The sequence below is a fragment of the Nocardia sp. CDC153 genome (assembly GCF_035818515.1).
Taxonomy (GTDB): Bacteria; Actinomycetota; Actinomycetes; order Mycobacteriales; family Mycobacteriaceae; genus Nocardia.
Genome location: NZ_JAYKYU010000004.1, coordinates 787,715 through 804,935, shown reverse-complemented (window position 1 = coordinate 804,935; position 17,221 = coordinate 787,715). Strand labels below are relative to the sequence as shown.

Sequence of the window (17,221 nt, the reverse complement as noted above, 5' to 3'; positions counted from 1 at the left end):
GGGCATCACTCGAATCTCGAAGGAGCTCTCATGCGTCCACACCGCATGGCCCACATCGCCGCCGCGGCCCTGCTGACCTTGTTCGGAGGGACCGGGGTGGTCGCGGCCACCGCCCGTGCCGACTCGGCTCAGGATCAGCTGATCGACCTGCCCGGCGGGGCCATTCACATTGTCACCAGCGGTATTCCCGACGCCCACGCGGTAGTGCTGATCCACGGGCTCGGCGCGTCCGCGTCGTGGTGGGACCCGGTGATGCCCGCGTTGGACGGCAAGTACGTCGTCCGGGTGGACCTGTTGGGGCACGGCCAATCGGCCAAACCCGCTAGTGGCTACAGCATTCCGGAACAGGCGGCACGGGTCGGCACGATTCTCGACCGGCTCGGCGTCACCCGTGCCACGGTGATCGGGCACTCCTCGGGCGGCTACGTCGCCACCTCCCTGGCCGAACAGCGACGGCCCCTCGTCTCGGCTCTCGGCCTGATCGATTCCGGTCCGCGCCTCGACGCCTTCACCGACAACGGACCGGTCGGTGAGCTGCTGTTCAATCCCGCTATCGGGCAACCGCTGTGGCCGCTCCTGCCCGACGCGGCCGTCCGAATGGCGATGAGCAGCGCTTTCACCCGCAACGTCCAGATACCCGATCGGTGGGTCTCGGACCTACACGGCATGACCTATCGCAGCGTCACCGCGACCTCCGCTGCCTCCGACGACTACCTCACCGAACGCCCCGAACCGGCCCGCCTCACGGACCTGGTCCTCCCGACACTGGTCATCTACGGCACCCGGGATCGCCGCTGGCAACCCAGCTCCTTCGACGACTACCGCCAAGTCCCCGCCGCCCGAATCGAACCCCTCGACTGTGGCCACACGCCCATGGCCGAAGACCCCGACCACACCGGAGCACTGCTGCGCGACTTCGTCGACGAGCACTAGCCCCGGTCAGTACGGGCGCGGCCGCCAACCGGGCGGCGGGTCCTCGCCGACCCGTCCATCCACCGCTTCACGCAGCAGATCCGCATGACCGGTATGGCGGCCGTACTCCTCGATGAGGTCACACAGCAGTCGCCGCAGATTCGCGTGGCGTCCGTCCGGCCAAGAGACATGAACGAACTGATCGACACCACCGGCCGCCAACGCCGCGTCGAGCTTCGCCCGCGAGCGGGCGACCGTGGAATCCCACAAGGCGTACAGCTCCTTCGGGGAGTCCGCGGCGGCCGAAGTGAAATCCCAATCCGGATCCGCACGCCAATCGACGCTGTCCCAAGGCGCGCTGGGCCGTTCACCCGAGAGTTTCGCGCCGAACATCTCATCCTCGGCACGAGACAGATGCTTGAGCAACCCACCCAACGTCAACGCAGACGCCCCGACCCGGGCATTCAATCCGGCCTCATCAAGGCCATCCGCCTTCCACCGAAACGTCGCCCGCAGCCGCTCCAACGCACCGACCAAATGCTCGGCCTCACTCCCCGCCAACGGCGGCTCCCACGGCGTATCGCCCTCGGTCGTCCCCATCGCCCCACCCTGCCACACTCGACGACTTTGATTAAGGTGGCCCGGTGGGGTTTTCCGATTACGGTCCGGGCGATGTCGTCTACTTCGCAGAGGGCCCATTCACCGGCATCTGCGCCGTAGTGCGCTCCGTCGATTCACACCGCGAAGAACTACGAATCGATTTCGGTGAGGGATTGGTGCACCGCGAGGGCAACGTCCTGCGCGAACGCCGGCACACCCTCACCGTCGGATTCCACGAAGTCGAACTCCTCTAACCCAAGCTCGCGGCAGCGGGTCTACAGGCCGAGTTTGGTTACGGCGTTGTCTTCCAAGGGGTTTGCGGTGCGGATGTAGGTGTGGACGGTGCGGGGGTTGGACCAGCGGCCTTGGCGCATGATTTCTCGGTCGCTGGCGCCGCCCAGGGCGGCTTGGGTGGCGAAGCCGGAGCGGAGGGAGTGGCCGGAGAAGAGGGTGGGGTCCAGGCCGGCTCGGGCGGCGTAGCGTTTGACCAGTTCGGCGACGGCGCGGCCGGACATAGCGGTGGGGGAGATGGTGCCGTGGCGGGAGATGGATGGGAACAAGGGGAGATTGGGGGTGGGGAGGGTGGGGCCGGTGAAGCCGTGGCAGCGGTGGATGTGAGGGTCGGGGGGTGGGGTGGTGGTGAGCCAGGTGCGGAGGTCGGTGTGGGTGTGGGCCTCGCGCAGGCGGGTCCAGTCGGCGAAGGCGCAGACGGGGCAGGTGTGGGGGTGTTGGCCGCGGGGGAGGGCGACGCGTTGTTCGGCGATGCCGGTGGGGTCGGTTTTGGTGGTGGGGAGTTGGATGAGCAGGAGGGGCTCGCCGGTGGAGTGGTCGGTGGTGACGGTGACGTCGGTGACCAGGAGGGCGGCGATTTCGCTGCGGCGCAAGGCTCCTGCGAAACCGACCAGCAGGAGGAGGGTGTCGCGGCGGCGGGCCGGTTCGGTGGGCCAGCCGGGGGCGGGCAGTTCGGCGAGGAGTTGGTCGAGGGTGTGCAGGAGGACCGGGCGCTTGCGTTTGGGCTGGGTGCGCCGGGTGCGGCGGATGCCGCGCAGGGTCAAGCGGACCACGTCGGCGCGGGTGGGCGAGGGCAGGCCGTTGGCGGCGTGCACGGCGGCCAGGGCGGCGGCCTTGCGCTCCAAAGTGGCTGCGCTGAACGCCCATTCGCCGTTCTCGCGACGGGCGTCGGCCGCCGCGGCCAGGTACACCGCGACATCCAGGGCGTCCGCGGGCAGTGCCTGGCGCGACTCGCCCGCACACCACGCCGCCCACGCGATCCAGTCGGTTCGATAGGCGCGCAGCGTATTCGCCGACTGCGAGGCTTCCAGATACCGCCGCAGCGACCCGGCCTGCACCTCGTCGAACCGATCGCGCACCAGCTTCAGCGCGGCGGCGTCGACGAGCACACTGCGCACCCCACGCCGCAGCTCACCGCGCACCTCCTCGGGCACCGCGATCACCGCGCCATGTTCCACCGGCGACTCCGCGCCCTGCCGAGCCCGCGACTCGACGCCACGTTGAACCTGCGACTCCGCGTCGTGCTCCACCGGTGACCCCGGGCTGACCTCCGTCGGCTCTGGCATGGGTTCGACCCTAGATTGAAACTGTGTTCCCGTTGCAGCAGACCCCGATTCACGTGTCCGACGAAACACTCGACGACCTACGCCGCCGGCTCGCCCTGACCCGCTGGTACGCCGACGACGGCAATGCCGACGGCTTCTACGGTGTGCCGACCGCCTACCTGCGCGAGCTGGTCGAGTACTGGCGCACCGACTTCGATTGGCGCGCACAGGAAAAGGCCATCAACGCCTACGAGCACTACCGCGTCGAGGTGGACGGCGTGCCGATTCACTTCCTGCGGAAACCCGGTGTCGGCGACAATCCGATCCCGCTGATCCTCACCCACGGCTGGCCCTGGACCTTCTGGCACTGGTCCAAGGTCATCGACGCGCTCGCCGACCCCGCCGCCCACGGCGGTGATCCCGCCGACGCCTTCGAGGTGATCGTCCCGTCGCTACCGGGATTCGGCTTCTCCACCCCGATCCCGCGACGCCCGGACCTCAACTTCTGGAAGATCGCCGACCTGTGGCACACCCTCATGACCGAGGTCCTGGGTCACCACCGCTACGCCGCGGCCGGTTGCGATGTCGGCGCGATGGTCACCGGCCAACTCGGCCACAAGTACGCCGAGGAGCTCTACGGCATCCACATCGGCTCCGGCCAACGACTCGATCTGTTCACTGGGGAACGCGCCTGGGACATCACCGGCGGCCGCCCGATCCCCGAGGGCCTGCCCGCCGACGTGCACGCGCGAATCATCGAGCTGGAGAAGCGATTCGCCGTCCACCTCACCGCCCAGATGCTCGCCCCGGCGACCCTGGCCCACGGCCTGACCGATTCCCCCGCGGGCATGCTGGCCTGGATCCTGGAACGCTGGATGCACTGGAGCGAACTCCCCGACGGCGACCTCGAGGCCGTCTACACCAAGGACGACCTGCTGACCCACGCCACGATCTGCTGGGCGACCAACTCCATCGGCACCTCGATACGCCTGTACGCCAACCACAATCGCTATCCCTGGACCCCTTCGCACGACCGCTGGCCGGTGATCGAGGCACCCACCGGCCTGACCTTCGTCGCCCACGAGAACCCGCCCGGCGTGACCACCGCCCAACGCGCGCAGCACTTTCGCGACAGCGACCGCGGCAGCTGGTACAACCTGGTGAATGTCACCGCCCACGATCGCGGCGGCCATTTCATTCCCTGGGAGGTCCCGGTGGAATGGACCGACGATCTTCGCCGCACCTTCCGCGGTCGCCGCTAGCCGACTCGTCCGCCGAGCTTGCCGAGCGATGGCTCGCGGCCCGACGGACCGGTCCGGAAAACCTGTCAGGGGGCTTTCCGCGATCGGTGGCGAGGTGCGGATTCTCAGGCGGCGCTGGATGCGGGCGTGAGCGCGAAGACCGGTATTTCCCAGGACAATTTCGCTTGGAAATCGGCCAGGAACGGCGAGATTTCGAGCTGCCGCTCCCACAGCCGCTCACGATCGTCCCCGGTCAGAAGGGTCGCGGTGACGGGCCAGGATTCGGTGCCGACCTCGATGGTCGCGGCCGGGTTTGCCAGCAGGTTGTAATACCAACCGGGCCGATTCCCACGGCCGCCATTGGCGGCGAAAACCACCAGCCGGTCCCCGTCGCGCCCGTAACCCAACGGCCAGGTGCGAGATTCCCCCGACCGAGCCCCGGTGGTGGTGAGCAACAGCAGGGGCGTGTTCTCGAACTGGCCGCCCACATGTCCGCCTCCGGAGCGGAATTGCTGAATGATGTCCTCGTGCAGCCGCTGACGTGCGATATCGGTCACGCGCGCTGCAACCTCATTGCCGCACCGGCTATTCCACGCCGCCGCGCCGGTTTACCTCAGTGCTGCAGCCGCCACGCCGCATCCGGTTTCGGAAGCGGCCAGGTCCAGCCGTATTTGGCGCGCAAGTCCAGCAGTTGCTGCCGTCGCGCGCAGGACTGCTCGCTATCGCCGTCGCCCTCGATGCAATTGCGGTGGATCCACATCATGGCCTCCACGGTGCCCGACAGGCGCATGGCACCGTGCTCAGGCATACGATGATGCTTGAGCACAGACGGCGTGTCCGACATGGCCCAATCATCCCCCACAAGAGCCTTGCTGTCGTGCAGTCCGAGGAGCTTCGCCTCTTGCGTGAGGAGTCGCACATGTGCCGACTGTTCGGATTATCAGCCGCGCCGCACCGGGTGCGCGCCACCTTCTGGCTGCTGGACGCGCCCGACAGCCTCGCTCAGCAAAGTCACCGCGAACCCGACGGGGTCGGTTTGGGGACTTTCACCGCCGCGGGCGCGCCGCTGGTGGAGAAACAACCCATTGCCGCCTATGAGGATCGGCGTTTCGCGCAGGAGGCGCGCGAACGCGAATCGGAAACCTTCGTGGCGCATGTGCGCTTCGCCTCGACCGGTGGGTTGGTTCCCCGCAATACGCACCCGTTCGAGCAGCGCGGGCGCTTGTTCGCCCACAACGGGGTGCTGCACGGACTCGACGAGCTCGAGCGGGAACTCGGTGACTATCGCGGACTTGTCCACGGCGACACCGATTCCGAACGCTTCTTCGCCCTGATCACCCAGCGGATCGACCAGCACGCGGGTGATGTCACCGCGGGCATCGCCGATGCGGTCGCCTGGATCGCCGAGCGGCTGCCGGTGTACGCGCTCAACCTGATTCTCACCACCGCGACCGAGCTGTGGGCGCTGAGATACCCCGAGACCCACGAACTGTACGTCCTCGAACGCGCCGCCGGCGGCGTGCCGGGCGATCAACGCCTCGACCACGGCACCGGCACTGGAATCCGGACCCGAAGCGGCCACCTGGCCGATCACCCCGCCGTGGTGATCGCCAGCGAACGCATGGACAACGACCCCGGATGGCGCGCGCTGGCCTCGGGCGAGCTGCTGCATGTGACGGGCCGTCTCGACGTGCGATCGAGCATCATCGCGGATTCGCCACCGCGACACCAGCTTTCACTCGCCGATCTGGGCACCCACGCGGCGGCCTCCCAAACCGCGCGTTGACCGCCACGCAACACTCACCCCACGCGCGAAGCCTTCGCCAACTCGACTGTCGCGGCACGCAATTCGCCGATCGAGTCGATCGGAGCGAGGTACCCGATCCGGGTTACGGCGATGCCGCGCGGCGTGGTGACCCGCAGATCCAGGCCGTACCGGTCGGCGCGCTCACAGACCGCGGCCGTCGCGTCCGGGTAGCCGCCGCGGGCGTGGGCCATGTCCAGCAGCGCGTCGGCGTGGTCGTCGTTGAGGTGCGCGATCGCTCGGGCGGCGTGCGGAATAATGGGATCGGCTGTGGCGGTGGCGTATTCGTCGGCGCTGGCCGAATCCATGCGCCCGTAGCCGCCGACCCAGCGGGCGCGCTGGACCCGCAGCACCCACACGGTGAAGTCGCTGAAATCGATATAGGTTTTGGCGGAGGGTACCGCGGCCAGATGCGCCTCCCGCGCCGCCGCGGCCTCCTCGCCCACAGGGCGTTCGGCGATGCCCGCCAACGTCAATCGGGTTCCGGCCAGCGGATCCGAGGGCAGGTCCGGTGCCACGATGGACACGCTCGCGCGCGGATCGCCCGCGAGATTGCGGCCGTGTTCGGCGAGCCGGGAGACACAGAGCACCGGTTGGCCCGCCAACAAGCCGTACGTGACGAAACTGGCCCAGGGGCCGCCGTCGGCCGAGAGCGTCGCGAGTGTGGCCGTATTCGTCGCGGCGGCAACGGTTCTGGCCTCATCGGCGGGGGTCGGCCGGGTGGTGATCGCGATCGGGGTCAGCGGCGGGGGAGTCGAGGGCGCATCGCCCGGGTCGCCGTGGTCGAGTGCCATAGCGCACAGGCTACCGCGCGGGGATTTTCTAGCGTGTTCGGGCGGAAAGGGACTGTTCAGTCGGGAAGGATTGGGACCGAAAGCCCCTCACCGCGTCGCAGCAGGGCGGCCCGGGTGACCGTGCCCGCGCCGAAGCGGTCGCGCAGCGCGTCCAGGGTCGAATCCAGGGTCGACTCCGCGCGGGGCTCGAACGGCAGTGACAGTTGCATGGTGTCGGCATTGTCGAGATTGGTCAGCGAGAGTCCGATCAGGGTGAGGCCACCGCGCTCGTGAATCAGCGGCCGAGCGGTGTCGAGCAGCGTGCGGGACGCGCGCAGGATGACCTCGCCGCGGTCGGTCGCCTCCGGGAGGGTATGCGAGCGCGTCGCGCGGCTGAAATCGTCGAAACGCATGCGCAGCACGACCGTTCGACACACGCGGCGGGCGGTGCGCAGCCGATGCCCGAGCCGATCTGCCAGACCGTGCAGATACGCCTCGATCTCCTCGTCACTGCGATGTAGGCGGCCGAGCGCGCGCTGCGCACCGATCGAGCGCCGCCGCCGACCGGTGTCCACTCGGCGCGGATCCCTGGCCCACGACAGCGCGTGCAGTTGTCGACCGACCGCCGGTCCGAGCACCGCCGCCAACGGTCCCTCACCCATCTCCGCCAACTGTCCGACCCGCGTGATGCCCCGTTCCCGCAGTTCCCGCGCGGTCACCTCGCCCACACCCCACAGCCGCTCGACCGGCAACGGATGCAGGAACTCCAACTCCTTGTCCGGCGGAACCTCCAGCAGCCCATCGGGTTTGGACACCGCGCTGGCGACCTTCGCCAGGAACTTCGTGCGTGCCACCCCGACCGAGATCGGCAACCCGACCTCCGCCCGCACCCGCGCCCGCAGCGCCCGGGCGATATCCACCGGCGCGCCCGCGATCCGCCACAGCCCGGCGACATCGAGGAACGCCTCATCGATCGAGATGCCCTCCACCTCCGGCGTGGTGTCACGGAAGATCTCGAAGACCCGCTTGCTGGCCTGCGAATACGCCGACATGCGCGGCGGCACCACGATCGCGTGCGGGCACAGACTCAGCGCCTGCCGCACATTCATCGGCGTCCGCACGCCGAACGCCTTCGCCTCATAGCTCGCGGCCAGCACGACCCCGCCCCCGACCAGGACCGGTCGCCCGCGCAGCCGCGGGCTATCGCGTTGTTCCACCGAGGCGTAGAAGGAGTCCAGGTCGGCATGCAGAATCGCCGCCCGTTCGGGGCGCTCCGCAGGGTCGGCGACAAGTCTGGACATAGAACATATGTTCGCATACCCGTCGGTCTCGTGCGTCGACCTTCCAGGGAGAGCCGTCCAGTGGCTGCCCGCCCAGGCAGCCCAACCAGTGGGTGCGGCCACAGACGCGGGGGAGGATAGGGTTCGGGCCGTGGGAGATTCGATCACTGACACCGAGCATCGAGCGCGGGAACTCAACCCGGTGACGTACGCGGCGGCTCCGGACGGTACCCGCATCGCCTACCAGCTACACGGTGCCGGAGCGCCACTTGTTCTCCTGGCCGGGCAGGCCAACAACCACCATTGGTGGGACGCGATTCGAGCCGACTTCCACCCCGCGCACAGCACGCTGACGCTCGACTACCGCGGCACCGGCGACAGCGACAAGCCCGATACTCCGCACAGCACCGAACAATTCGCCGAGGATGTCATCGCTGTCCTCGATCACCTCGGCATCGACCGCGCCGATGCCTACGGCACCTCCATGGGCGGCCGAGTAGCGCAGCACCTCGCGGCCCGTCACCCACACCGGGTAGGTGCCTTGATCCTCGGCTGTACTTCACCCGGCGGCCCGCACAGTGTCGAACGCAGCAACGACGTCCGCCGCTCCCTGGCCCAATCCGATCCCGAAGCCGCCCAACAAGCCCTCCTCGAGCTGATGTACACCCCCCACTGGCTTACCAACCACCCCGGCCCACACCACACCCTCGGCGATCCCACCATGCCCGCCCACTCCCGCCGCCACCACCTCACAGCCAGCACCCGACACAACGCCTGGGACCTCTTGCCCCACATCACTTCCCCCACCCTCGTCCTGCACGGAACCGACGACCTCCTCAACCCCACCGCCAACGCGCCCCTGCTCGCCACCCGAATCCCCGACGCCCAACTCCACCTGATCCCCCAGGGCCGCCACGCCTACTTCGAAGAATTCCGACACCTCGCCAGCCCCGCCGTCCTGGACTTCCTACACCAAGCCTCAGCCCTATAGACATCAGCCAAGTCCCCGTTGCGTGCCGTCCACCTCGAACTGCGGCCGCAATCGCAGACGTCCGCCGTTAGCCCAGGGAGATGATCCAGCCAGAACCTTCGTCGCAGAGCAGGATGCAGCCGCCCGGCAGGCCATTACCCGGTTGCGGATAGCTCGGATTCACGTCGCCCGGTTGCGGATAGCTGGGATTCAGGTTGCCCGGTTGCGGATAGTTCGGGTTCAGATACGGGCCCAGGGCGATCGCCGGGAGCAGTGCTGCCGCTCCGAGCAGAGTGATGACAGCCATGGCGGTCCATTGCCCCGCGAGCCGCACGGTAAACGCGGGACCGAGTGTGCGCGCGGCGAAAGACCAGTACGGCAGCGCCCACCGGGATTGACGCGGCCGACGGCGACCTCGATGCGCGGGAACGTCTGCTCGGTGTTGACCGCAACAACAACCAGGCGCGCGAGTTCGGCCGGTACTTCGCCGTTGTCGAAGTTGCTGAGGCTCGGAATGAACACGGCCTGAGCTTCAACGCGGCTTGTGGCGATTCGCAGGCGGTACATCGGTCGGTCCGTGAAGAGGCCGAATACCAGCGCCTTACACAGATCATATCCGAATCGCGCTGAGAGACTGCGGAGTTGGATCTCGGTCTTGCCTCTATGTCAATGGTTGTTCGAGTTCGCGTGTCATCCAGATCGAGTCGCCACGGTCGGGGTCCGGGGTTACGCGGCCGCTGTTGTAGAAGCCGAGCTTTTCCAGCACCCGGAAAGAGGCGGTGTTCCACTCCCGCACCGTCGCCCACAACCGCTTTCGCCCCGTACATGCGGCGGCCTCGACGACCGCTCGGCCTGCCTCGGTGGCATACCCATTTCCATGGGTCCGCTGAGCGAGCTCGTACGCGATCTCCGGTTCGTCGTACGACCCTTGGCCGACGATCAGTCCGCAATAGCCGAGGAACTCGCCGGTGTCCCGCCGCTCAACAACAAGTAGTCCAAGCCCATGCTCGGCTCCGGGAGGGTTGGCCATCAGCAGATCGCGAATCTCCTCGACCGTCGGTCGCCCGGCCGCGTCGAAACTGCGGACGGACCGCACGTCCCGTTCTGTCCACAGTGCGTGGTAATCCTCCGCGTCCGAGGGAAGCCATTGCCGCAACCGGAGTCGCTCGGTCAGAAGACTTATCGGGAAATCCACGTAGCCTGCCATGATCCCAATCTAGTTGGCGCGGAACATAATCGGCCGCCCAATGCGTTCGGCACACCGCGACGATCTCGGTTGAAGCGGTCGGCTTCGTTGTTCACTCGATCTCGTAGTTCTCCAACCGTTTCGCTTCGGCTCGGAAGGCTCGATACCTCGGGTTGCACAGGAACAGCTGTATACAGCCGTAACTGATCTGAGCAGACAGGATCATCTTCGGTGAGCTCCACTCGATGGAAGCAAGCTCGCCGAAACTCTGCGATGACGGGGTTCCCAGTCGTTCGAGCAATGCGTCACGAACCAATGCGAAGGCTTCTGCCAAGCGCGCCTGTGTATCTGGAACTCGTTCGGGGTCAACGAAATCCGTTAGATTGACGTGTATTTCTTTGACTCTGCGATCCGCTGTATCGCCCCAGAACTCGACATCGCCGATGTAGGCACTTGCGATAGGGTCATCTACAGAAAGGTTGTGGTCAGCGTCGCGCCATGCTCGCAGACGAGATTGTCGCTTGGTCTGGCGTCAGCGGAACAGGGAGGCGTACCGGCGCAGGCCGAATCTGCGGGTGAAGGTTCCGCGCCGAACCACGGTGACCCATCGGCGCGCGTTCTTCAGTTGCCGGGAGTTCTTCGGCGCGAAGCCGATCGCGTAGCCGTCATCGCCGGTATCGACAGATACCGTCGCAGTTCCGACTTTGAGACTGTGTTTGCCGACCAGGCCGAGGAAGTGCTCGACGGCTTCGGCCACGTCGTAATCCTCTGTCCGGTCGAGGAAGTCGTCATACCAGTCCCACGGCATCGCCGCCGGGAACGACAACAGTGCTTCGAGCTGCTCACGGATCGTCTTCGGCTCGTCGTCCCATTCGAAGGCCGCAACGAGTTTGGCGTTCTCGAGCTGGGAGAGGAGACCATTCATCTCCGTTTCGCCGACCGCCTGCACTGTGGCGAGGACGTCGGAGTGATCGACGCCCAAGCATTCGGCTACAGCCGCCGATGCGCCAGCAGGGTTCCTCATCGCACCATCCCGATTGTTACGCACGTTCCGGATCGATCCGGAGCGCGAGCAGCCTACCGAGGAGACCAACCCGGATTTCGTGAGGGTCGTCGATGGCGGCCTAGCCAACGAAGGCTTCGCCGAGTGGTACATCCTGGAGGGGAATTCGGGCATATCGCCTCCAGGATGTGCCACTCGTTAATCGGCAGCAGTTTCAGTGTGGTTGGGCGGTTAGGTCGTAGACGGCCAGGTCGCCGAATTTTTGGGTGCGGTCGTAGTGGGAGGTGACCCAGTCGAGGATTTGTTTGTTTCCGGCGGGGTGCCAGATGCCTTGTTGGGGGTCGGGTTGGGTGGGGGTGGAGGGGTCGGCGGGTTTGTTGTCGACTCGCCAGGAGTCGGGGAGTTTCACCTCGGGGACGAGGTAGTAGGTGATCTCGTGGTTGCGGACCATGTCTTCGAATTGGGGGAGGGTTGGGACTGGGTCGGCTGAGGTGAAGCCGCCGATGGCGAGGACCGGGGTGCGGCTGGCCAATTCGAGGTTGGCGGCGGGGGAGGAGCGGTCGATGGCGGCCGACCAGCGGGTGTGGGTGGTCTGTAGGAGGGTGACCAGGTTCGGGTCGGTTTGGCCGCCGAACAGCATTTCCAGCTGTTTGCGGAATTGGTCGGACGGGCCGGCCTTCTTCGGGCGCGGTGGGCCGACCACGGGGCTGCCGCCGGTGTGCGACTGGGGCAGGGTGGCGGCGGCGTAGGCGGTCGAACCGGCCAGGCCCGCAATCACTCCGGCCACCAGCGCGACCGTCGTCACGCGGGTGCGCAGGCGATCCCAGCGCGCGGTCGGCGGCAAGGCCGATACCAGCAGGCCGACGGCCGCGAGCACCGTGATCGCCAGAATCGTCCAGCGCAGCCACGGCTGCCAGTCGGAATTGCGCTGCAGCAGAACGAATCCCCACACGCCCGCGGCCAGGATCAAGGCCGCGCCGCCGAGCCGGCCGAACGCCTCGGCCCGTCGCCGCCAGATCTCGGACACACCGAGCGCGAAGCACCCGGCAATGGCCGGAGCGATGGCGAGCGTGTAATACGCGTGCATGCCCGATTTCATCGCCGCGAACAACACCCCGTCGATGACCAGCCACAGCCCGAACACCAGTCCCGCACCGCGCATCAGATCGGTGCGCGGCCGACGTCCCCGCGACACCAGGACCAGCACGAACGCCAGCAGCGCCGCGGGCAGCAGCCACGAGATCTCGAACCCGATCTCACCGGTGAACAATCGATCGGGGCCATTGCCGAAGCCGCCGGGCCCGAAACCACCCTGGCGCATCGCCTCGGGAATCTGATAGCCCTCGGGCAGATCGAACGGGTTCTTCGCATTGCCGCCCATATGGTTCTTGCCCAGGTAGCGGGCGAAACCGTTGTAGCCCAGCACCAGATCCATGAACGTGTTGTCCTTGGATCCGGCCAGATACGGGCGCGAGTCGGCGGGCCACAGAATCGTCAGCACCACGAACCAGCCGGACGACACGATCAACGCCGCGAGCGCGGCCAGCGAATGCACCAACCGCTTCCGCAGCGTCGTCGGTGCCACGATCAGATAGGCCAACCCCAGCGCGGGCAGCACCATCAGACCCTCGAGCATCTTCGCCAGAAACGCGAATCCCAGTGCGACGCCGGCCAGCACGATCCAGCGCAGACTCGCGCGCGGCAAGGCCCGCACGGTGCAGTAGGCCGCCGCGGTCATGAGCAACACCATCACCGCGTCCGGATTGTTGAACCGGAACATCAACGCCACCACCGGCGTCACCGCGAGCACCAGACCCGCCAGCAGTCCCGCACCCCGACTGAGCGTCACCCGCGTGACCGCCCCGTACATGAGCGCGACCGCACCCACCGCCATGATTGCCTGCGGTGCAAGCATGCTCGCGCTGCTGAATCCGAAGATCTGACCCGACAACCCCATCACCCATTGCGACACGGGCGGTTTGTCGACGGTGATGAAGTTGCCCGGATCCAGCGACCCGAACAACAGCGCCTTCCAATCCTGCGCCCCCGACCAGGCGGCGGCCGCGTAGAAGCTGTTGCCCATCGCATTGACGGTGATGTTCCACAAATACGCGACGGCGGTGCCGATGAGCAGCAGTGCCAACGCGAGCCGCTCCCAGCGGCGGGCGGGAGGCGGCCCCTCGACGGTCTCGATCGGAGGGGCGGTGGGTTCGGACGGGGCCAACTCGGCAGTGGTCACGCTCACCGCGGGGAGTCTGTCCCACCAGACGGTGAGGACCCTGGCTCCTTCCTGGGAGCTTCCTGTGAACGCAGACCTCCCTATGCTGGTTCGAATGAGCCCAGCGCTGACCGCTCTCGTGCGGATCGACCCGGACCTCGACGCGGTGACCACCATCGGACCCGAATCCGATCCCGCCGCCGCTGGACTCGCCTCGCGCGATATCGAGGCGATCTGGCAGTCGGTGCAGGACTGGTATCGCATGGGCACCACACCCGCGATTCAGATCTGTCTGCGCCGTCAGGGCCATATCGTGCTGAACCGCGCCATCGGTCACGGCTGGGGCAACGCACCCAAGGATGCACCCGATGCCGACAAGCGGCTGGTCACCCCCGACTCACCGTTCTGCGGATTCTCCACGGCCAAGGGCGTTTCCGCCGCGCTGATGTTCATGCTCATCGAGCAGGGCGTGTTCGCGCTCACCGATCCGGTGTGCGCCTACATCCCCGAGTTCGCCAGCCACGGCAAGGCCCGCATCACCATCGGCGATGTCCTGTCCCATTCGGCCGGAGTCCCTTTCATCACGCCACCGCACCGCGGCACCGATCTCGTCCTTGACGAGCACTTGGCCGTCCAGGGTCTGGCCGACCTGGTCCCCAGTTGGCCACCCGGCCGTTTCCGCGTCTATCACGCCATGACCGGCGGCCTCATCCAACGCCTACTGGTCCAGCGCGCCACCGGCAAGTCGATGCGTGAGCACCTGCGCGAACAGGTCCTCGATCCACTCGGGTTCCGCTGGACCAACTTCGGTGTCCGACCCGAGGATGTCGACGCGGTCGTCCCCAGCGTCAAGGTCGGCCCCGGCCCCTCCAAGATCTGGCGGCACCTGGCGGGCCGGGCTCTCGGCGGCGGTCTGTCCGGCCCCACCGACGAATCCGCCGCCCGCGCCTTCCTCACCGCGGAACTCCCCTCCGGCAATCTGGTCACCACCGCCTTCGAGCTCTCCCGCTTCTACGAGATCCTCACCCGAGGCGGCGAACTCGACGGCGTCCGCATCATGCGCCCCGAAACCCTCGCCGCCGCAACCCAACCGGCCCCCTGGCTCCCCGGCATCGCGGGCCGCGTCTCGGTCGCGGGTTACGAACTCGGTGCACGGCGCTCGAAATTCGGCCGCCACACCGAATCCCACTTCGGCCGCAGCGGCCTGACCACCCAATACGGCTGGTCCGACCCCGCCCGCGCCCTCTCCGGCGCGATCCTCACCAACGGCAAGGCCCAGGCCGACCTCGCCCGCCCCACCCGCCTGGTCGCCCAAATCTCGGACATCATGCGCTGACGCCTGGTCACGGTGGCGGGTGACCCGGATCGGCCCAGATCTCCATCGGGATCGTCTCCACGCTGCGGCCCGACGAATCCAGTACCCGGCCCATGCGTTTGAGGAAGCGCAGCACCATCGACGTGCCCAGCACGGTGAGCCGCGGCGCCTGCGCGGACAGCCGCGATTCGACCACAGCCACCTCGTGCACCGACGGCAGTGAGAAGCCCACGGCGAGATTGGGTTCACCACCGGACACGCGCAGGCAGACCCGCGCGCCGGGCACCCGCAGCACCGCCTCGACCGTGGCCCGGTCGTTCGGATCGGCGCGACCCCACACCCACATGCCCACCGGCCAACTCGACAGCGACAGCGCCAAATCGCAGCGCAGCACCAGTCGGCCGCCCGCGATCATGCCGTCGAGGCGGCGCCGCACCGTGGTGAGGCTCAGTCCGGTTTCGCTCGCCAGATCCGACAGCGGGGTCCGCCCGTCCTCGCCCAACCGCAGGGCCAAAGAACGATCGACCGCGTCGAGCGGCCGTGGTTTCGGCGGGCGCGCGGGCCAGGGCCGCACGCTGTCGAGCAGCCGGGTGCGCTGCTCGGTGTCGAGCACCTGCAGCTGCCACTGGTCGCCCATGCGGTAGACGCGGGTCACCAGCATGGTGCTGGTCGCCGCGACCCCGGGCACCGCCGACAGGGATTCGAGCAGCAGCCGGGACAACTCGACCACACCGCCCACCGAAATCAGCAGGGACAGATCGTGTCTGCCGCTGATGTGCTCGACGCTGAGCACGTGCGGCCAGCGAGCCAGCTGCCGCGCGGTGTCGTTGACGGTCCCGTTGGCGCAGTCGACCAGAACGATGGCCAGACAGGACTCGGGCGCGCCGGTGGCACGGCCGCTGACCCAGGCCACTCCGGCCGCGTGCAGCCGCTGCCAACGCCGGGCCACCGTCACCGGATCGACCTCGAGGACCGCACCCAGCCGCTGCCAGGTGGCGCGCGGCGCGATCTCCAGGCAGTTGATGAGCGCCAGATCCAATTCGTCCAGTGTCGGGACAGAATCCTGCATATCGACCCCGGTTCGTCGAATTTCCTGCGAGTTCACGGACTTTTCCGTCGACGTCGACATCCTGTCACGATCACGCCCGACAGGAAGGGTCGAGAATGCCCACATTCCCGGAAACGCATGCGCTGCAACAGGATCTGGTGCGGCTGCGCCGAGAGATCCACGCGGACCCCGAGATCGGCCTGCGGCTGCCGCGCACCCGGCAGCGGGTGCTCGACGCGCTGGCGGGACTGCCACTCGAGATCACCGTAGGCCGCGACCTCGATTCGATCACCGCCGTCCTGCGCGGCGGACGGTCCGGCCGCGCCGTGCTGCTGCGCGGCGACATGGACGCGTTGCCGCTGACCGAACGCACCGGACTCGACTACGCCGCCCGCAACGGCGCCATGCACGCCTGCGGCCACGACCTGCACACCGCCATGCTCGTGGGCGCGGTGCGGGTGCTGTGCGCGCGGCGCGCGGAACTGACCGGGGACGTGATCTTCATGTTCCAGCCGGGAGAGGAGGGCGCGGACGGCGCGGCCAAGATGATCGACGCGGGCGTGCTGGACGCGGCCGGCTCGAAACCCGTGGCCGCCTATGCGATTCACGTCATGTCCGCGCGGTTTCCGCACGGGGTGTTCACCACCCGGCGCGGACCCCTGATGGCCGGAGCGGATCTGCTGACCGTGACCGTGGAGGGCACGGGCGGGCACGGCTCGGCCCCGCATCTCGCGCACGACCCCATTCCCGCGGCGGCCGCCATGGTCGGTGCGCTGCCCGGCATGGTGTCGCGCACCGCCGATCCCGCCGACATGGCGGTGCTGACCATCGGCGCGATCCACGCGGGCTCGGCGGGCAATATCCTCGCGGCGCGCGCCGAACTGCAGGGCACGCTGCGCTGGCACCATGCGCCAACCCGCGACGCCCTGCGGAAGGGATTCGAACGCGTCTGTCACTCGATCGCCGACGCGCACGGCGTGACCGCCGACCCGCAGGTGACCGAGTACCTCGACGTCACGGCCAACGATCCGGGTGAAGCCGATTTCGCGGCGGCGGTCATCGCCGAATTGCACGGGCCGCGACGATATCTCGACCTGGCCGGGCCGCTGTACACCGGCGAAGACTTCTGCCGGGTACTGGAGCGGGTGCCCGGGGCCATGGTCCTGCTCGGCGCCTGCCCGCCCGACGCCGATCCGGCGCACGCCTTCGACAACCACTCGCCCTATGCGGTGTTCGACGACGCGGTGCTCACCGACGGCGCACTGGTGTACGCCGAACTCGCCGCCCGCCGACTCGCCGACGACATCGTTTGAGG

At 67.7% G+C, this 17,221-nt stretch carries 20 protein-coding genes; 8 read left to right on the top strand and 12 right to left on the bottom strand.

Translation table 11 applies throughout. The features are described from left to right. The first annotated feature begins 30 nt into the window (after positions 1-30). A complete protein-coding gene (locus VMT65_RS26350; protein WP_326311076.1) occupies positions 31-933 on the top strand; it encodes an alpha/beta fold hydrolase in 903 nt (300 codons plus the stop codon). A gap of 6 nt (positions 934-939) precedes the next feature. Here VMT65_RS26350 and VMT65_RS26345 read toward each other — a convergent pair whose 3' ends face one another. Then, on the bottom strand, positions 940-1,512 hold the full coding sequence (locus VMT65_RS26345; protein ID WP_326311075.1) for a mycothiol transferase: 573 nt from the start codon (positions 1,510-1,512) through the stop codon (positions 940-942). Between the two features lie 44 nt (positions 1,513-1,556). Between VMT65_RS26345 and VMT65_RS26340 the strand changes: the two genes are divergently transcribed. Then, on the top strand, positions 1,557-1,766 hold the full coding sequence (locus tag VMT65_RS26340) for a hypothetical protein (protein ID WP_326311074.1): 210 nt from the start codon (positions 1,557-1,559) through the stop codon (positions 1,764-1,766). Between the two features lie 21 nt (positions 1,767-1,787). Here VMT65_RS26340 and VMT65_RS26335 read toward each other — a convergent pair whose 3' ends face one another. Next, complete coding sequence (locus VMT65_RS26335) at positions 1,788-3,089, bottom strand: site-specific integrase (RefSeq protein ID WP_326311073.1); 1,302 nt, start codon at positions 3,087-3,089, stop codon at positions 1,788-1,790. A 23-nt stretch (positions 3,090-3,112) separates the two neighbouring features. Between VMT65_RS26335 and VMT65_RS26330 the strand changes: the two genes are divergently transcribed. Beyond that, a complete protein-coding gene (locus tag VMT65_RS26330) occupies positions 3,113-4,330 on the top strand; it encodes an epoxide hydrolase family protein (RefSeq protein WP_326311072.1) in 1,218 nt (405 codons plus the stop codon). 104 nt (positions 4,331-4,434) lie between these two features. On the opposite strand, the gene VMT65_RS26325 is transcribed toward VMT65_RS26330, so the two are convergent. Further along, entirely contained in the window at positions 4,435-4,866 is a 432-nt protein-coding gene (locus tag VMT65_RS26325; protein ID WP_326311071.1) for a nitroreductase/quinone reductase family protein, read from the bottom strand. Positions 4,867-4,922: 56 nt separating this feature from the next. Beyond that, on the bottom strand, positions 4,923-5,117 hold the full coding sequence (locus VMT65_RS26320) for a hypothetical protein (RefSeq protein ID WP_326311070.1): 195 nt from the start codon (positions 5,115-5,117) through the stop codon (positions 4,923-4,925). Between the two features lie 111 nt (positions 5,118-5,228). On the opposite strand from VMT65_RS26320, the gene VMT65_RS26315 reads away from it, so the two are divergent. Beyond that, a complete protein-coding gene (locus tag VMT65_RS26315) occupies positions 5,229-6,095 on the top strand; it encodes a class II glutamine amidotransferase (protein WP_326311204.1) in 867 nt (288 codons plus the stop codon). 14 nt (positions 6,096-6,109) lie between these two features. On the opposite strand, the gene VMT65_RS26310 is transcribed toward VMT65_RS26315, so the two are convergent. Further along, a complete protein-coding gene (locus tag VMT65_RS26310) occupies positions 6,110-6,907 on the bottom strand; it encodes a HugZ family pyridoxamine 5'-phosphate oxidase (protein WP_326311069.1) in 798 nt (265 codons plus the stop codon). Between the two features lie 56 nt (positions 6,908-6,963). Continuing rightward, positions 6,964-8,187 carry a DNA polymerase IV gene (gene dinB, locus VMT65_RS26305; protein ID WP_326311068.1) on the bottom strand — a complete coding sequence of 408 codons (1,224 nt, stop codon included), beginning with the start codon at positions 8,185-8,187 and terminating at the stop codon, positions 6,964-6,966. Between the two features lie 181 nt (positions 8,188-8,368). Between dinB and VMT65_RS26300 the strand changes: the two genes are divergently transcribed. Further along, positions 8,369-9,157 carry an alpha/beta fold hydrolase gene (locus VMT65_RS26300; protein ID WP_326311203.1) on the top strand — a complete coding sequence of 263 codons (789 nt, stop codon included), beginning with the start codon at positions 8,369-8,371 and terminating at the stop codon, positions 9,155-9,157. Positions 9,158-9,224: 67 nt separating this feature from the next. Here VMT65_RS26300 and VMT65_RS26295 read toward each other — a convergent pair whose 3' ends face one another. After that, positions 9,225-9,443, bottom strand: coding sequence for a hypothetical protein (locus tag VMT65_RS26295; RefSeq protein ID WP_326311067.1), 219 nt, complete (start codon positions 9,441-9,443; stop codon positions 9,225-9,227). A 44-nt stretch (positions 9,444-9,487) separates the two neighbouring features. On the opposite strand from VMT65_RS26295, the gene VMT65_RS26290 reads away from it, so the two are divergent. Beyond that, positions 9,488-9,766 carry a hypothetical protein gene (locus VMT65_RS26290; RefSeq protein ID WP_326311066.1) on the top strand — a complete coding sequence of 93 codons (279 nt, stop codon included), beginning with the start codon at positions 9,488-9,490 and terminating at the stop codon, positions 9,764-9,766. A gap of 31 nt (positions 9,767-9,797) precedes the next feature. Here the strand turns inward: VMT65_RS26290 and VMT65_RS26285 are convergent, their stop codons facing one another. From VMT65_RS26285 to VMT65_RS26270, 4 genes are all read right to left on the bottom strand, one after another. After that, on the bottom strand, positions 9,798-10,343 hold the full coding sequence (locus VMT65_RS26285) for a GNAT family N-acetyltransferase (RefSeq protein ID WP_326311065.1): 546 nt from the start codon (positions 10,341-10,343) through the stop codon (positions 9,798-9,800). Positions 10,344-10,434: 91 nt separating this feature from the next. Then, positions 10,435-10,830 (bottom strand): DUF6301 family protein, encoded by a 396-nt coding sequence (locus VMT65_RS26280; RefSeq protein ID WP_442790310.1) that lies wholly within the window; start codon positions 10,828-10,830, stop codon positions 10,435-10,437. Positions 10,831-10,854: 24 nt separating this feature from the next. Beyond that, positions 10,855-11,304 carry a DUF6630 family protein gene (locus tag VMT65_RS26275; RefSeq protein WP_326311064.1) on the bottom strand — a complete coding sequence of 150 codons (450 nt, stop codon included), beginning with the start codon at positions 11,302-11,304 and terminating at the stop codon, positions 10,855-10,857. A 235-nt stretch (positions 11,305-11,539) separates the two neighbouring features. Next, entirely contained in the window at positions 11,540-13,570 is a 2,031-nt protein-coding gene (locus tag VMT65_RS26270; RefSeq protein ID WP_442790301.1) for an ArnT family glycosyltransferase, read from the bottom strand. An 88-nt stretch (positions 13,571-13,658) separates the two neighbouring features. On the opposite strand from VMT65_RS26270, the gene VMT65_RS26265 reads away from it, so the two are divergent. Beyond that, complete coding sequence (locus VMT65_RS26265; protein ID WP_326311063.1) at positions 13,659-14,879, top strand: serine hydrolase; 1,221 nt, start codon at positions 13,659-13,661, stop codon at positions 14,877-14,879. A 7-nt stretch (positions 14,880-14,886) separates the two neighbouring features. Here VMT65_RS26265 and VMT65_RS26260 read toward each other — a convergent pair whose 3' ends face one another. Further along, the gene (locus VMT65_RS26260) at positions 14,887-15,927 is read right to left on the bottom strand and encodes an Lrp/AsnC family transcriptional regulator (RefSeq protein WP_326311062.1); all 1,041 of its coding nucleotides are present in this window, start codon (positions 15,925-15,927) and stop codon (positions 14,887-14,889) included. Positions 15,928-16,022: 95 nt separating this feature from the next. Here VMT65_RS26260 and VMT65_RS26255 point away from each other — a divergent pair, with 95 nt between their 5' ends. Continuing rightward, complete coding sequence (locus VMT65_RS26255; protein WP_326311061.1) at positions 16,023-17,219, top strand: M20 metallopeptidase family protein; 1,197 nt, start codon at positions 16,023-16,025, stop codon at positions 17,217-17,219. The last annotated feature ends 2 nt before the right edge of the window (positions 17,220-17,221 follow it).

What these genes read in the sequence shown, in the direction of transcription:
- VMT65_RS26265 (WP_326311063.1), top strand. Translation starts at nt 13,659, where the DNA reads ATGAGCCCAGCGCTGACCGCTCTCGTGCGGATCGACCCGGACCTCGAC.
- VMT65_RS26285 (WP_326311065.1), bottom strand. Translation starts at nt 10,343, where the DNA reads ATGGCAGGCTACGTGGATTTCCCGATAAGTCTTCTGACCGAGCGACTC.
- VMT65_RS26315 (WP_326311204.1), top strand. Translation starts at nt 5,229, where the DNA reads ATGTGCCGACTGTTCGGATTATCAGCCGCGCCGCACCGGGTGCGCGCC.
- VMT65_RS26255 (WP_326311061.1), top strand. Translation starts at nt 16,023, where the DNA reads ATGCCCACATTCCCGGAAACGCATGCGCTGCAACAGGATCTGGTGCGG.
- VMT65_RS26295 (WP_326311067.1), bottom strand. Translation starts at nt 9,443, where the DNA reads ATGGCTGTCATCACTCTGCTCGGAGCGGCAGCACTGCTCCCGGCGATC.
- VMT65_RS26310 (WP_326311069.1), bottom strand. Translation starts at nt 6,907, where the DNA reads ATGGCACTCGACCACGGCGACCCGGGCGATGCGCCCTCGACTCCCCCG.
- VMT65_RS26350 (WP_326311076.1), top strand. Translation starts at nt 31, where the DNA reads ATGCGTCCACACCGCATGGCCCACATCGCCGCCGCGGCCCTGCTGACC.
- VMT65_RS26260 (WP_326311062.1), bottom strand. Translation starts at nt 15,927, where the DNA reads ATGCAGGATTCTGTCCCGACACTGGACGAATTGGATCTGGCGCTCATC.
- VMT65_RS26335 (WP_326311073.1), bottom strand. Translation starts at nt 3,089, where the DNA reads ATGCCAGAGCCGACGGAGGTCAGCCCGGGGTCACCGGTGGAGCACGAC.
- VMT65_RS26345 (WP_326311075.1), bottom strand. Translation starts at nt 1,512, where the DNA reads ATGGGGACGACCGAGGGCGATACGCCGTGGGAGCCGCCGTTGGCGGGG.
- VMT65_RS26320 (WP_326311070.1), bottom strand. Translation starts at nt 5,117, where the DNA reads ATGCCTGAGCACGGTGCCATGCGCCTGTCGGGCACCGTGGAGGCCATG.
- dinB (WP_326311068.1), bottom strand. Translation starts at nt 8,187, where the DNA reads ATGTCCAGACTTGTCGCCGACCCTGCGGAGCGCCCCGAACGGGCGGCG.